The sequence below is a fragment of the Sinorhizobium fredii NGR234 genome, assembly GCF_000018545.1.
GTDB lineage: Bacteria > Pseudomonadota > Alphaproteobacteria > Rhizobiales > Rhizobiaceae > Sinorhizobium > Sinorhizobium fredii_A.
Map to the genome: position 1 here is coordinate 1,760,822 of NC_012586.1, position 13,721 is coordinate 1,774,542.

At 62.7% G+C, this 13,721-nt stretch carries 13 protein-coding genes; 5 read left to right on the forward strand and 8 right to left on the reverse strand.

Annotation, left to right across the window (positions count from 1 at the left end; all coding sequences use genetic code 11):
* Nucleotides 1–162: 162 nt before the first annotated feature.
* Nucleotides 163–1,416 carry an MFS transporter gene (locus NGR_RS08305; RefSeq protein WP_015887804.1) on the reverse strand — a complete coding sequence of 418 codons (1,254 nt, stop codon included), beginning with the start codon at nucleotides 1,414–1,416 and terminating at the stop codon, nucleotides 163–165.
* A gap of 605 nt (nucleotides 1,417–2,021) precedes the next feature.
* On the opposite strand from NGR_RS08305, the gene NGR_RS08310 reads away from it, so the two are divergent.
* Nucleotides 2,022–2,267 (forward strand): DUF982 domain-containing protein, encoded by a 246-nt coding sequence (locus NGR_RS08310; protein WP_015887805.1) that lies wholly within the window; start codon nucleotides 2,022–2,024, stop codon nucleotides 2,265–2,267.
* A gap of 206 nt (nucleotides 2,268–2,473) precedes the next feature.
* Complete coding sequence (locus NGR_RS08315; RefSeq protein ID WP_015887806.1) at nucleotides 2,474–3,571, forward strand: AI-2E family transporter; 1,098 nt, start codon at nucleotides 2,474–2,476, stop codon at nucleotides 3,569–3,571.
* On the opposite strand, the gene NGR_RS08320 is transcribed toward NGR_RS08315, so the two are convergent.
* The gene (locus tag NGR_RS08320) at nucleotides 3,572–4,366 is read right to left on the reverse strand and encodes an endonuclease/exonuclease/phosphatase family protein (protein ID WP_015887807.1); all 795 of its coding nucleotides are present in this window, start codon (nucleotides 4,364–4,366) and stop codon (nucleotides 3,572–3,574) included.
* An 81-nt stretch (nucleotides 4,367–4,447) separates the two neighbouring features.
* On the opposite strand from NGR_RS08320, the gene NGR_RS08325 reads away from it, so the two are divergent.
* Nucleotides 4,448–4,591: a hypothetical protein gene (locus tag NGR_RS08325; RefSeq protein ID WP_015887808.1), complete on the forward strand. Its 144-nt coding sequence runs from the start codon at nucleotides 4,448–4,450 to the stop codon at nucleotides 4,589–4,591.
* Here the strand turns inward: NGR_RS08325 and NGR_RS08330 are convergent.
* Nucleotides 4,584–5,344 (reverse strand): IS5-like element ISNGR9 family transposase gene (locus tag NGR_RS08330; protein ID WP_164923967.1). Its coding sequence is split into 2 segments (ribosomal slippage): nucleotides 4,584–5,005 and nucleotides 5,005–5,344, totalling 762 coding nucleotides; the frame shifts between segments, so codons are not numbered across the junction. The genes NGR_RS08325 and NGR_RS08330 overlap by 8 nt on opposite strands.
* Before the next feature lie 33 nt (nucleotides 5,345–5,377).
* Between NGR_RS08330 and NGR_RS08335 the strand changes: the two genes are divergently transcribed.
* A complete protein-coding gene (locus NGR_RS08335) occupies nucleotides 5,378–6,247 on the forward strand; it encodes a UPF0104 family protein (protein ID WP_015887810.1) in 870 nt (289 codons plus the stop codon).
* On the opposite strand, the gene NGR_RS08340 is transcribed toward NGR_RS08335, so the two are convergent.
* Nucleotides 6,145–7,764 (reverse strand): phospholipase D-like domain-containing protein, encoded by a 1,620-nt coding sequence (locus tag NGR_RS08340; protein WP_164923968.1) that lies wholly within the window; start codon nucleotides 7,762–7,764, stop codon nucleotides 6,145–6,147. The genes NGR_RS08335 and NGR_RS08340 overlap by 103 nt on opposite strands.
* Nucleotides 7,765–7,850: 86 nt before the next feature.
* On the opposite strand from NGR_RS08340, the gene NGR_RS08345 reads away from it, so the two are divergent.
* Nucleotides 7,851–10,445, forward strand: a complete 2,595-nt coding sequence (locus NGR_RS08345) for a malto-oligosyltrehalose synthase (protein WP_032490825.1) — start codon at nucleotides 7,851–7,853, stop codon at nucleotides 10,443–10,445.
* 212 nt (nucleotides 10,446–10,657) lie between these two features.
* Here NGR_RS08345 and NGR_RS08350 read toward each other — a convergent pair whose 3' ends face one another.
* The 4 genes from NGR_RS08350 to NGR_RS08365 form a co-directional block, all read right to left on the reverse strand.
* Nucleotides 10,658–11,095 carry an RpiB/LacA/LacB family sugar-phosphate isomerase gene (locus NGR_RS08350; RefSeq protein ID WP_015887813.1) on the reverse strand — a complete coding sequence of 146 codons (438 nt, stop codon included), beginning with the start codon at nucleotides 11,093–11,095 and terminating at the stop codon, nucleotides 10,658–10,660.
* 39 nt (nucleotides 11,096–11,134) lie between these two features.
* Nucleotides 11,135–11,902: a triose-phosphate isomerase gene (locus NGR_RS08355; RefSeq protein ID WP_015887814.1), complete on the reverse strand. Its 768-nt coding sequence runs from the start codon at nucleotides 11,900–11,902 to the stop codon at nucleotides 11,135–11,137.
* A complete protein-coding gene (locus NGR_RS08360) occupies nucleotides 11,899–12,684 on the reverse strand; it encodes a DeoR/GlpR family DNA-binding transcription regulator (protein ID WP_015887815.1) in 786 nt (261 codons plus the stop codon). The genes NGR_RS08355 and NGR_RS08360 overlap by 4 nt, the downstream gene beginning before the upstream one ends.
* Before the next feature lie 109 nt (nucleotides 12,685–12,793).
* Nucleotides 12,794–13,720 carry a sugar phosphate isomerase/epimerase family protein gene (locus tag NGR_RS08365; RefSeq protein ID WP_015887816.1) on the reverse strand — a complete coding sequence of 309 codons (927 nt, stop codon included), beginning with the start codon at nucleotides 13,718–13,720 and terminating at the stop codon, nucleotides 12,794–12,796.
* Between the last annotated feature and the right edge of the window lies 1 nt (nucleotide 13,721).

Here is a 13,721-nt window from a genome sequence, read left to right on the forward strand (position 1 = left end):
GCGGCGGCGCGAACGTATGTGAGCGCATCCCGCTCTAGGCCAAAGAAAAAGCCCGGCACGGTGTGCCGGGCAAGGAAGCAGGGTTTTTGGCAATCCCTGCGGGGAAGCTGGTATGCGGAGGCGCAGAAGTCGCGGGCGCCATCCTTCAGAGGCTATCGCCCATTAGGCACCGGCCGGCGCACTCTCAACGGCACGCCGCTTGTACTGGCGGATCGACGCGTTCATCCAGATCATCGAGATCGCAACGATCGCGAAGAGCAGCATGAAACAGCTCGACCAGAGGCCGGTCCAGTCCTTGAGGAAACCGAAGGCGACGGGCAGGATGAAGCCGCCAAGGCCACCCATCATGCCGACAACGCCGCCGACTGCGCCGACATGCTCCGGATAGTAGGCCGGAATGTGCTTGTAGACGGCCGCCTTGCCGAGGCTCATCACGAAGCCGAGCACGAAAGTTGCACCGACGAAAACAACCGGAGTGATGTGCAGCACGGCGCCGCCCTCCGGCACGGAGAGAATGAGCGTTGCCACGGCGGACACGGCGAACATCGCATGCATGATCTTGCGCGCGCCGATCCTGTCGGAAAGCGCGCCGCCATAGGCGCGGAAAATGCTGCCGGGAATGGAATAGGCGGCTGCGATCATGCCCGCCGTCTCGATGCTGAAACCATAGACGCCAACGAGGTAGCGCGGCAGCCACAGCGCCAGGGCGACGAAGCCGCCGAAGGCGAAGAAGTAGTAAAGCGAGAAGCGCCAGACCTGGACGTTCCTGAGCGGGGCGAATTCACTGAGGAAGCTCTTGCGCGGCTGGCTTGTCTCGCGACGGGCGCGGAACTTCGGGTCGTCTTCGGTCGTGAACCAGAAGACGACGGCGGTGTGCAAAAGTCCGGCGGCCCAGACCTGCGCAACCATCTGCCAGCCATAGGCGACGAGCACGAACGGCGCGAGGAACTTGGTCACCGCCGCGCCGACATTGCCGGCACCGAAGATGCCGAGCGCCGTACCCTGCTTTTCCGGCGGGAAGAACGGCGAGACATAGGCGACTCCGACGGCGAAGGAGCCGCCGGCCAAGCCGACGCCGAGGCCGGCGAGCAGCATCTCGGGATAGGTCGTCGCATGGGCAAGGAGGAAGGTCGAAAGTGCGGCCGCCAGCATGGTGACCGTATAGACGAGCCTGCCGCCATAGCGGTTCGTCCAGATGCCGAGCACGATACGGATCAGCGAGCCGGTGAGGATCGGCATACCGATCAGAAGCCCGAACTGCGCTTCGCTTAGGCCAAGCTCCTGCTTGATGCGCACGCCGATGATGGAAAAGATCGTCCAGACGGCGAAACAGATGGTGAAGGCGGCCGTCGAGATCCACAGGGCGCGGCCCTGTTCTGTTGCGCTGATATTCTTTGTCTGGTGAACAGTGGACATGGCTTCTCCCGGCGCGACAGCGCCATTCGATCGTTGATCCTGGAAATCCCCGAACACTCCTCGCTTGGTCAGCGATCGGCGTTGCCGTCCTCTTAAGCAACTTTGCTTCGGGTGCGCGACATTGGGCACCACCGGCGGCCTACTCGGGCTTCCCGATAGGAAAGCAAATGGCGTGCCACTTCGATAAAACCAAAAAAAACAAAACAAACTCAATGTCGGAGCGGAACGGAACGCGCAACGGCACCCGTGGCATGACCAAATATTAGCCTCGCCCTCCCACCTTGCCCATTTGATGGGCATAAAGGGAACGGTCGATATTTTGCGGGCAAAGGGGCGGCACGTCCGCCGGACTGGCGTCGCGGCGTCATGGCAGCCCGCTTTTCGTTGAACTTGATGCAGACGACTCCGCTCTGCGTCCCTGCCGCGACCGGGCAACGCTGATAGTCCGGGGCTGGCTCACGTAGTGAGCGAGCGGCGCCCACGGCGCTCGCCAAGCGTCGAACCTTTCCGCGGCGGGCCGCATCGAAATATGCAAGCCAAAATAGAAGCCTGGGAACGAACAGGACCGCAGGCAGTTAGATGGGCAGCAGCCAAGGGACGCCGACATGTTCAAGGCATGGAACGAATGCGTCATCGTGGATTTACCCGATCTCGACGGTATTCAGATTGTCTGGACTCCGGCCGAAGCGGCAACGTTGCTCAGCGAACATTGGCCCGTCTCCCATGGCAGCGCCTACAACGCCGCACTCAATGCCTGTACGGACGCCATGCTGGGGACCGCCTCGGATGATGAAGCGCGTCGGGCCTTTGTCGCCGCTGCCCAGGAAGCCAAAATCACAATGATGCGGTGACACCGTCCGCACGGGGGCTTTGCGCCCGAGAAAGCGACGGGGCGGCGATGTATGGGTCCGATCCGCCATCGGCGCTCCTCGGCTCCGGCCGGCGGTTCGTCTTCATTCAACAGCCTCTTCCGATCGCGGCTGCGCAGGGCGGCGGAACCTATCTTCTGGCAACTCAGTTCGGATGACACCGATCGTTCGCAAAGGAGCACGTTGCCGTGGCGAGAAAAGTTTCGGAGCAACCGGAAGTGCAATCTTCAGATCGGCTGCTGTCGGCGCGGCGTCCGAGTGAATTGGTGATCCTGGTCGCCATCGCGGCGGGGATCGTCGTCTGCTACCTGCTGGCAGTGCCTTTTCTGCCGGCCCTAACCTGGGCACTGGTCCTTGCGATTATGTTCCACCCGCTCCATCGGCGGATCGCGAAAGACCTTCCCTTTCCCGACATCGCAGCGGCAGCGGCAGTGGCCATTGCCGCTTTCGTTGTCGTCGTGCCTCTCACCCTGGTGGCGGAGCGGCTCGTGAACGAGGCGGCGAGCGGCGCGCAGATCATCGCGGAAGCGCTGAGGACGGGGGGGTGGCGCGAGGCTATTGCCAACTATCCGCGCATCGGGCTGGTTCTTCTCTGGATGGAAAGCCAGCTTGACCTCGCGGGTCTCGCAGGCAACGCCGCCGCTCTGCTTACCAACTTCAGTGCATCCCTGGTCCGCCGCTCGGTGGTCCAGATCATCGACGTCGTCCTGACCTTCTACTTCCTGTTCTATTTCCTGCGCGATGGGCGCGAAGCCTTGAACGTGCTCAAGGACTACTTTCCGCTGAGGTCCTCGGAGATGGATCGTCTGTTCTTTCGCGTCAGCGAAACGGTCCACGCGATCGTCTTCGGAACCTTTGCCGTCGCGATCGTGCAGGGAACGCTAGGCGGCCTGATGTTCTGGCTGCTGGGCCTGCCGTCGCCGCTTCTCTGGGGCCTGGCGATGGGCCTCCTGGCGATGGTGCCGGTTCTCGGCGCCTTCATCATCTGGATTCCAGCGGCGCTGTCGCTTGCGCTGACCGGCGAATGGGGCAAGGCGCTGATCCTGACGGCCTGGGGCGCCGGCGTGGTCGCCACCGTCGACAACCTGCTCTATCCGATTTTCGTCGGAGATCGGCTGAAGCTGCATACGGTGGTGACCTTCATGAGCATGATCGGCGGCGTCATCGTGTTCGGACCTGCTGGGCTGGTGATCGGGCCGGTGACCTTCACGGTGACCCTGCTGCTGCTCGACATCTGGTGTACCCACCACAGAGAAAGCGGCAGATCGCCGCCCCCTCCACTCTAGCTACCGTTGACCTGGCGCTCCGTCGTTCCCATGGGCCTGCGCGGCCCTTGGCGCCCATTGTCTGACAGGCGGCTCGACTTCCAGCTCCGCCAGGATCGGCAGATGATCGGAGGCGACCCGCGCCAGGGCGCTGCTGTGCACCGTGCAATCACCGACATTGATCCCGTCGCCGACGAAGACGTGGTCGAGCCGCAGCAGCGGCAGTCGGGAGGGAAAGGTCGGCCGGGGCTTGGCTTTCAATTGGAGCTGTGCGTCCTTGAGGTGCGCAGCCAGCAGCTTGTAGGCGGCCGAGCGGGCAATGGCGTTAAGGTCGCCCGCCAGAATGACTCGCGAGTCCCCCTGCCCTATTCCGCCAAGCCAGCCGGGACCGAGCAAGGTCGTTGCCTGGCGAACCCGCTCCGAACCGCGCAGCCCGAGATGCGTGACGATGACCTGAAGCCTGACGTCAGCGAGGTCGATCTCCACCCAGAGCGCGCCCCGCGGCTCTCCGGACGAGGGCAGCACGTCTGCCTTGACGAGGCGCATCGGCAAAGCCGTCAGCACCGCATCGCCGTACCGCTCGTCTTTGAGGTGGAGGGCCGGGTGAAAATGCGCCGCCATGTTGAGATGCGTGGCGATCATATGCGCCTGGTCTATTCCGCCGCTGCGGGCGCGACCGACGTCCACCTCCTGCAGGGCGATGATATCTGGCCGGCATTCGCCGATGACCGCGGCGATGCGCGCCGGGTCGAGCTTCCGGTCGGTGCCGAAGCAGCTATGGACGTTGTAGGTGAGGAAACGTAGCGGTCGAGGCATGTTCTGTTTCGGCCCGGTTCGCTTTCGGGAACACGCGGGACCCGCTTTTCGTTCCGAGAGACGCGCAAGGGAACGAGGCCGATGCCGAAGAAAATCATTGCCAGAGCATTCATACTCGCTGCCATTGGCGTCGCCGGTTGGCTGATCTACCGGACACTCCGTCAATACACGTTCGATGAAATCTTGCGCTCGGTGCTAGGTCGTAGTGACGATTTAACTATTTGAGCCATATGGCGATAGCGGCGAGTTTGACAAAGCCCATGAAGTTGGCGAGCAACTTGTCATAGCGTGTCGCGACGCGGCGGAACTGTTTGAGCTTGTTGAAGAAGCGCTCGATGCGGTTGCGTTCTTTATAGAGTGCGGCGTCGTAGGCCCTTTGCATTTTGCGATCCCGTTTGGGCGGGATGACGATTTCAGTTCCTGTTTTCTCCAGTTTCTCAATGAGATGTCCGGCATCGTAGCCCTTGTCGGCCAGCAGGGCATCGGCGTGGAGACCGTCGACGAGATCATGGGCGGCTGTGATGTCGTTGCGCTGTCCCGCCGTGCCGATGAGGCGAAGCGGCAGGCCGAGCGCATCGCCGGCAGCATGGATTTTGGTGCTCAGCCCGCCTCGAGACCGACCCAAGCCCTGGGCATCCGCCCCCCTTTAGCCCTGCGCGCCCCGGCCGCATGCTGATGGGCGCGCACGATAGTCGAATCGATCATCAACCATTCCAAATCAGCTTCGCGGGCAAGCACGGCAAGCATCTCGTCGAGCACGCCCATCTCGATCCAGCGGTAATAGCGTCGTTTTACGGCGCGGTAGTCACCCAGTCGTTCTGGCAGGTCTCGCCAGCGGCCGCCCGAACGGGCCATCCACAGCAGCGCATCCAGAAACAGCCGGTTGTTCGTGCGCGGGCCACGCTTGCCCTTCGTGCCCCCGGGCACAAAACCTCTGATACGTTCCCATTGATCGTCCCGAAGCCCATCGCAATCCATCACTGACCTCCAAAAGTCAGTGTTGAATCTGATTTGCCCCTTCTTGGGAATCTCAATCCGTTAAATCGTCACCACGACCTAGAGATCCCCGTCGGGCATCTGCTGGCTGGGATCGGCTTCGTCTTCCTCTCCTATTTCTGCCTGACGCTGTTCGACACGCTTGCTGTCCGCTATGTCGGGCAGAAGCTCCCCTATCGGCAGGTGGCGCTCGCCTCCTTCACCAGCCTCTCGATCGGCCACAATGTCGGCGTCGCGGCCTTAAGCAGCGGAGCGGTGCGATACCGGTTCTATTCGCGCTGGGGACTGAGTGTCGAGCAGGTGGCGAAGATCATTCTCTTCTGCGGCGTCACGGTCGGCCTCGGCCTCATGACGCTGGCCGGTCTTTGCTGCCTAATCATGCCGGAGAGCGCCGCGCGGATCATCGGCTTCTCGGAAAGCGGCGCCCGTCTTCTCGGCATCACCTGCCTTGCCGGCTCGCTCGGCTATGTCGTCCTCGCCGGCTTCCTGCGCGGTTCGCTTCGCTTGTTCCGCTGGAAGTTCGAAATGCCGCCGCAGCCGATAGCAGCCGGCCAGGTCGTCGTCGGCACGGCCAACTTCCTCTGCGTCAGCGCCTGCCTGCATCAGTTGGTGCTGGCGTTTGGAGACGCCGGCTTCTTCGAGACCGCGACGGCCTATGTCGGCGCCAATTTGACGGCGCTTGTCAGCCACGTCCCGGGCGGCATCGGTGTGCTCGAGGCAACGATTGCCTTTCTGCTCGGACAGTCGGCTAGCATCGGCGCGCTGATCGCTTTCAGGGCGACTTATTTCTTCCTGCCGTTGCCGCTCGGATTGATTTCGCTGTCGATCGCCGAAGTCCGCCGCTGGGACGATGCGAAGAGCTTGGAAAGCAAGGCGAAAAGCTGACCGACCCAGCGCCGCAGCAAGGCGCGTGCGCGGCGAAAGGGCCTCAGCGGACGGTGCGGATCGACGATGTCCGTCCCCCAGACGAGAGCGGTCGCACCATGATCTTCGATCCCGTCGAAAGCCCGCAGACCGCGCTGACGGGTGTTCAGCCTGTCGACGACGGCGACGAGAGAACCCGTCTCCTGCAGCAGCCTGTCGATCTCGGTCGCCTCGACATCGAGATGCTCCGCCAGAAGCGTGTTGCGAAAGCCGGCGATCGCCGCACTTTGCGCCTCGCTCGCCGCCTCCACGGCCACGTCGCACTCCGTGTCGAAGCCCTCCGAACGGTGGTTGAAATTCGACGAGCCGACACGCAGGAACCGCTCGTCGATGGCGACCACCTTGGAATGGATGATGACTTCCTGTTCGGAACCATCGGCTGCCGGCACCACGGGAAAGACAACCCGCAGCCTCCCGTAACGATCCGCCTGCTTCAGCCGACGGATGAGACGGTCACGATTGCCTCCCATCACGACCTTCTCCAGGAAACCGTGGGAACTGCGGGTGGTGATCACCACTATCTCGGGGCCGTCAGCTTCCCGCAGACGCTCGCCCAGCAGCTTGCCGATCCGGTGCGAGGCAAAATATTGGTTCTCGATATAGATGTGACGCCGTGCGCTGCGCAATGCGTCGAGCGTCAGCCGCAACGCCTCCTGTCGCCCGCGTCTCCTGCCGAATTCCGGCTCGGTGCGGGCGATGGCAATCCGGCAATCCGTCAGGATCGGTTCGACACCGGTCGGCCAGGCGACCGCCGTCGAACCTGGCGCGGCTATGCCTTCGCCGACCGAGGATTTCCAGCGGGAGCGACAGAGGTCTCCGATGGCTCGGCTCGCTTCCCCCTCCAGCACCACCTGGAGGTCATGCACCGGATCGTAGGGATTTCCATCGGGGTCTCGGCGCAACTCATTCTCGGCCAGATGATCCGGCGTGTCCCAACGCCGCGCGGTCAGATCGATGCCGCCGACGAAGGCGATGCGGTCGTCGATCGAGACGAGCTTCTGGTGATGCGAGCCGCGAAACGCGCGGTGGCTGGCAAAACGAAGTTCGATCTGCGGATGCGCCGCCCATTTCTGCTTGCGAAACAGCCGCAACGATTTCCCCGAATAGATAGGCCCCATCGCCCAGACCAGGATTCGAATCCTGAGCCTCGGCTTTTGCGCGATCAGCCGCTCCAGCTTGGTGCCGAGCGCCTCTGCGTCCGGATCATCCGGCCTGAGCTTGATGCGGGGATCGAAATCCCATCCGGTGATCCAGAGCTGTTCTTCCGCCTGCTCGAGCACCTGATCGAGACAGGCGTAGTAGGCGGCCCCATCGACGAGGAAGGACACACGCTCGGCAGGCGCGCTGCGCCAGATATTCTCGTCTTCCCTGACGATCGGCCGGCGCGCCCGGCGCCATCGATAGGGCGAACTGTCAGTGAAAACGGTCTTCCAGGCCAAGCTTCTTTTCCCGTGAGTGGCGACTGCAAAAAAATCCATTTCAACCGAGATTGTTCCCGTCAGAGCCGCCGGAACAAAGCTCGATCGAATGGTGTTGTGCTGAACAGATGTCAAACCGACCCGCCATGCCGCTGCCCAACGCGACCTACCGACTGCAATTTCGAAACGGGATGGACTTCGAAAGGGCCGCCGGGTTGATCCCGCATCTCGTCGGGCTCGGCATCTCTCATCTCTATGCGTCGCCGATCTTTTCCGCAGTCAGCGGCTCGACGCACGGCTATGACATCGTCAACTTCAGCGAGATCGATCCCGCCTTGGGCGGCTTGGAAGGGTTTCGCCGGCTCGTCGGCGAATTGAAGGCGCACGGGCTCGGCATCATCCTGGACATCGTGCCGAACCACATGGCCGCGCATCTCGAAAATAGCTGGTGGCACAGCGTCGTCGAATGGGGCCAATCGAGCGAATTCGCCGGCTATTTCGACATCGATTGGCCGCAGCCGCTCACCCTGCCATTCCTCGGCGCGAGCTTCGAGGAAGAGCTCAGCGCCGGAAAGATACGGCTGGCATTCGACCGAGACCGGAACTGCCTGGCCTTCGCGTATTATGACGCGCTCTATCCTCTCAAACCGACCTCCTACCCAGCAGCCCTGGAAGGCTGCAGTTCCGCTCTCAACGGGCTTGTCACGGTCGCCATCACAGCAGAAGCCAGCAACGCCGGCGCTTTTCACGCCGAGTTGAGCTCTCTGGTGGAATCGAGCTCTGCTACCGCCGCGCTCGACGAGCATCTCCGGCGGGTCTCCACCGACAAGCCGTTCTTGCAGCGGCTGCACGCGATGCAACACTGGCGGCTCACAAGCTGGAAAACCGCGCGGGACAAACTCAGCTACCGAAGGTTCTTCGAGATAACCGGCCTCGTCGGCCTCCGCGTCGAGGATCCGGCAGTCTTCGAAGCAACCCACCGGCTTCTGTTTGCTCTCGTCGAAGAAGGACTGGTCGACGGGCTGCGGGTCGATCACATAGACGGGCTTGCCGATCCCGAACGGTATCTCCAACAACTGCGAGAGCGCGCCGGCGACAGGACCTACTTGATCGTCGAGAAGATCCTGGAGTCGGACGAATCGCTGCCGGAAGAATGGCCGGTCGACGGCAGCACCGGCTACGAGTTCATCTCGACACTCGCCGACCTCCTCTCTGAGGAGGCTTCCGAACTTTGGGGCGACGGCCACCAAGCCGCAAGCGAAGGGGCGGTCATTGAATGCAAGCTGCAGGTGCTGAGCCACAATTTCAACGCGGAAGTCACTCGCCTTGCTGGACTGGCGGCGCGCCTGCAGGACGCTGATGGTCGATGGCAGGACCAGGAACGAATGGCCGCGGCCGTTCGCCAATTGATCGCAGCGATGCCGGTCTACAGGACCTATCTCAGCGATCGTGGCGCATCCAGGCGCGATAGCCAGAGGCTCGACGAGATCGAAGCGAAGGCCCGCGCTGCCGCACCAAAGGTCAACGCCGAAATCGCGATGATCGTCGATGGTGTGAAGGCGAATGAACAACCGGCCGCCGAATTCCGGACGCGCTTTCAGCAAATAAGCGGCGCCGTTATGGCCAAGGCGGTCGAGGATACGTTTTTCTATCGCCGCGGCGACTATCTCGCCGCCAACGAGGTGGGTGCCGCGCCCACCTGGGCACCGGGCGGCGTCGACCGATTCCATGAGCGGATGCGGGAGCGCGCCAGCAGAAGCCCCACCAGCCTGTCGGCGACCTCGACCCATGACACGAAGCGCGGCGAGGACGCCCGCGCCCGGCTCCATGTGATCAGCGAAGCACCAGACCTCTGGGCTAAAGCAGTCGGCCGCTGGCGCGACATTAATCGGGCCCGCCGTCAGGCCGGCGGCGAGGCACCGGAACCATCCGTCCAGCAGTTCCTCTATCAGAGCCTGCTCGGCACCTGGCCGATCGCACTTCTGGAACAGGATCTCCCTGCCCTGCGCGAGCGCATGGCAAGCTTCGCCGTGAAGGCACTTCGCGAGGCCAAGCTGAGGACAAGCTGGGACGCGCCGAACGAGCAATACGAAGCTGCGGTCAGCGGATTTCTGCGCGCTATTCTCGATCGAGGGAACCAGGCGTTTCTCGACGACTTCGAGAAAACCGTTGTCCCCTTCATCCGGGCCGGATTGATCAACAGCCTTTCGCAAACCCTGGTGAAACTGACGGCGCCCGGAATTCCGGACATCTATCAAGGCAGCGAGCGCCTCGATCTCTCCCTGGTCGACCCCGACAACCGCCGCGTCTTTTCACCTCGGCCCTCCCCGGCCGAGCTGCCGCAGCACCCAACGACCGCCGACTTCGAAGACTGCAAGCAGGCGCTGATCGGCCTCTGCCTGAACTTTCGTCGAGAAAGAGGAGCGGATCTGCTGGCGCGCGGCGAATATCGCCCCCTGTGCCTGCAAGGTCCCGGCACCCGGCACGCCGCTGCATTCATGCGCCGCACGCCGGATGCGCTTTCCGTCACCCTCGTCCCGCGGCTTGTTTTCCGCCATCTCGGAGACGGGCTCTCCGTTCGATCCGATCTTTGGCGTGAGACCTATCTGTCGTGGCCCGCCGATTGCGGGTTCAAGCGATTGCAGAACCTCGCAACGGGCGGGACGGTTCACTCTCAGCACCAGATTCCAGTGGCGGAGATTCTCGATCGCTTTCCGGTAGCATTCCTCGTTTCGCAATGACCGGGCGCGACACAAATGGCCGCTCTCCGAACCCGGCGGAACCAGTCCTTCTTTGCAGAGCTCTGTTGTGGTCGAGATCGAGCCGCGACCACAAGTTCGCTGACCTCCAAACTGTCGAGCTGCTCGGCACACACGAAAACACCCGGCATTGCTGCCGGGCGTCAACGCCGCACCGCACGAGGGAGGATCACGTGCGATGCAGAAATGGAGCCTTACTTACCGGCATCTAGGCGATCGATTGCCTGGACATTGCCGGCGGACGGCCCGTACGGATCGAATTCGGCGGCGAGCCAGGTATCGACGATCGATTTCGCCAGCTCCGGGCCGATGACCCGCGCGCCCATGGTGATGATCTGCGCGTTGTTGGACTTCGCGGCCCGCTCGGCCGAATAGGTGTCGTGGGTGAGCGCGGCCCGGATGCCGGGTACTTTGTTGGCGGAGATGCAGACGCCGATGCCCGTGCCGCAGATCAGGATGCCGCGGTCGTTCTCCCCGGCGGTGATCGTCTTTGCGAGATGCTCAGACAGGTCGGCGTAGAAGCCGGCCTGGCTCAGATCCTTGACCTCGACGTCGCTCCGGCCGGCGAGATGGGCGGCGATGACGTCGAGCAACGGCTTGCCTGCGCTATCGGCTCCGATTGCGATTTTCATGGGTGTTTCCTTCCGCACTTGTTCTAATCCTTCGGCCGGTCAGATCGTGCCGGCGACCCGCTCCAGAATGTCGAGGTAGCCGTCGACCTCCCAGGCAGAACGGCCGATGAAGAGGCCGTCGACATGGGGCTGCGCGATCAGTTCCTCGCAGTTTCCAGGATTGACGCTGCCTCCGTAGAGCACCGGCACGGCGACGCCGAGCGCCGCCTCGGCCACCTCGGCAATCCGCTGGTGGCGGGCATCGGCGTAATCGGCGGTCGCCGGTATGCCGTTGACGCCGATCGCCCAGACGGGCTCGTAGGCGAGCAGGATCGGCGCCTGTTTCGCGGCGCCATCGAGGAGCGCGAACGCCCCTTCCACCTGACGCTTCAACACCGCATCGGCCTCGCCCGCCTCCCGTTCGGCGAGCGTCTCGCCAATGCAGATCAACGGAACGAGGCCATGCCTGACGGCCGCCGCCGTCTTGAGACCGACGCTGCGATCGGTCTCGCCAAAATGTTCGCGCCGCTCGCTGTGACCGAGTTCGACAAGATCGAGCCCGCAATCCTTCAGCATCAGGGGGGAGATTTCGCCGGTCCAGGCGCCGGCATCCTCCCAATGCATGTTCTGTGCGCCGATCTTGACGCTCGTCTCCTTCAGTCTCTCCTTCATCTCGCGGACCACTGTGAACGGCGGAATGACGAAACGCTGGATGCGGTCGTCACGCTTCGCATCGGCGGCCGCAAGCCCATCGGCGAAGGCGATCGCCTCCGAGAGCGTCTTGTTCATCTTCCAGCTGGTACCGACCCAGAGCCGCGACTTGCTCATGTCTTCTCCGCCATTTGCCGATCCTCGACCGTGATGAGCTTGACGCCGGCATCGCCGAGCGCTGCGGCATGGCCTTGCGAAACCTCTCTGCCGGTCAGCACCGCATCGAAGACCTCGAGCCCGGTCAGGTAATGCAGGGCCGGGCGCCCGAACTTGTCGTGGTCGACGAGCAGGTATTTGCGCGTCGCCGATTTCACCATCTGGCGCTTCGTCTGCACGACCTCCTGGTCCTGGTGGAAGGCGGTTGCGCCTTCGATCGCCGAACTCGACAGGAAGGCGACGTCGGCTCTGAGCGAACGCAGCGCCTCCTCGGTGACGATGCCGAAGAAGCCGTTGAATTTCTTGCTGTACTGGCCGCCGAGCGCGATTAGGCTGATGCCCGGCGCGCCCGACAGCTCGACAATGACGCCGAGATTGTTGGTAATGACGGTGAGCGGGCGGATATCCTTGACGCAGGCGGCGATCGCGCCGGCCGTGGAGCTGTCGTCGATGATGATGCTTTGGCCCGGTTCGATCAGCGTCACGGCATGTTCGGCAATCCGCCGTTTCTCAGCCGTGGCGATCTTCTCGCGGTAGCGGAAATCGCTCTCGAACTGCGGGCTCGACTGGATCGACGCGCCCCCATGCACCTTGCGCAAAAGCCCGGCCTGCTCCAGGTCGTCGAGGTCGCGATGCACGGTCATCTTGCTGACGCCGAAGCGAATCGAAAGGTCTTCGACGGAGGCCGTTCCCGCCTCCATCAACACGTCCATGATCGCCTGTCGCCTGTCTTCCGGCTTCACTGTCATCGTCCCTTCGGTGCGGATCCAGCCCCCATCCCAACGAGAACATAACACGGATATGTGATCTTTCAACTCATTATATGTTATTTTGTGACATTACATTGTTATTTTACCGGTCATTAAACCCCGTATCGATGTGAGGCTCCCAGAACGCCACCGACTCCCGGATCATCTCGACCACCCGGTGATCGGTCGGCTCGCGTTCGCGGAACGACAGTTCAAGGCAGATCTCGTTGTCCGTCCCGCCGCCCTTCCTGACGGCATCGAGCAGGCGCTCCGGCGTGATGCGACCGTCCCTGTTGTAGGCGGCGGTAAAGGGCCAATGGCCACCCTTGTTCATCGACGACTGCTTAATATGGATGATCGGCGATTGCCGCGGAAAGGCCTCCGCCCAGGCATAGGGATCGACATCGGCGGGGTTGTCCGAGGTCACGTCGCCGTGGTCGATATCGACCATCATCTTCATCGGGATCGGCAGCTCGGCCTCGGCGAAACGGCGGTCGAGCGCCCGGCATGCATCGATCGTATGGCCGAATTCACGGCCGACCGACATCGGCTCCCAGAAGACATAGGAAAGACCCGCCGCCTTGGCGTGCTCCGCCACCTCGCGCCAGCAGTCGAAGGCGATCGCCATCAGTTCCTCGCGCCGCACCGGCTCGTCGTAATCCTTGAGGGTGAAGATCGCGAACTGCGTGCCGATGCCGGAGGCGCCGAGTTCGGCCGCGATATCGGCGAAGGTCTTGAACCAGTCGACATAGTAGCGGCGCACATCGGGGTCCGGATGGCCGAAGTGGTTGAGCCGACCATAGGGACCGGTCATCCCTGAGGTGATCTTCACGCCGGTGCGGACAAGGGCCGCCCGGAATTGCCGGGTTACCTTCCTGATTGTCGCCGCCGGCCAGGCCGGATTGACGAATTCGTGGGTGAGTTGCACGTAGCCGATCCGGATCTTCTCGGCGATCGTGTCGATCAGGTCGTCCGGCTCGGCAAAGCGGTTGACGAGTGGATTGGTGTTGAGCGACAGCGTGAAGGCCATG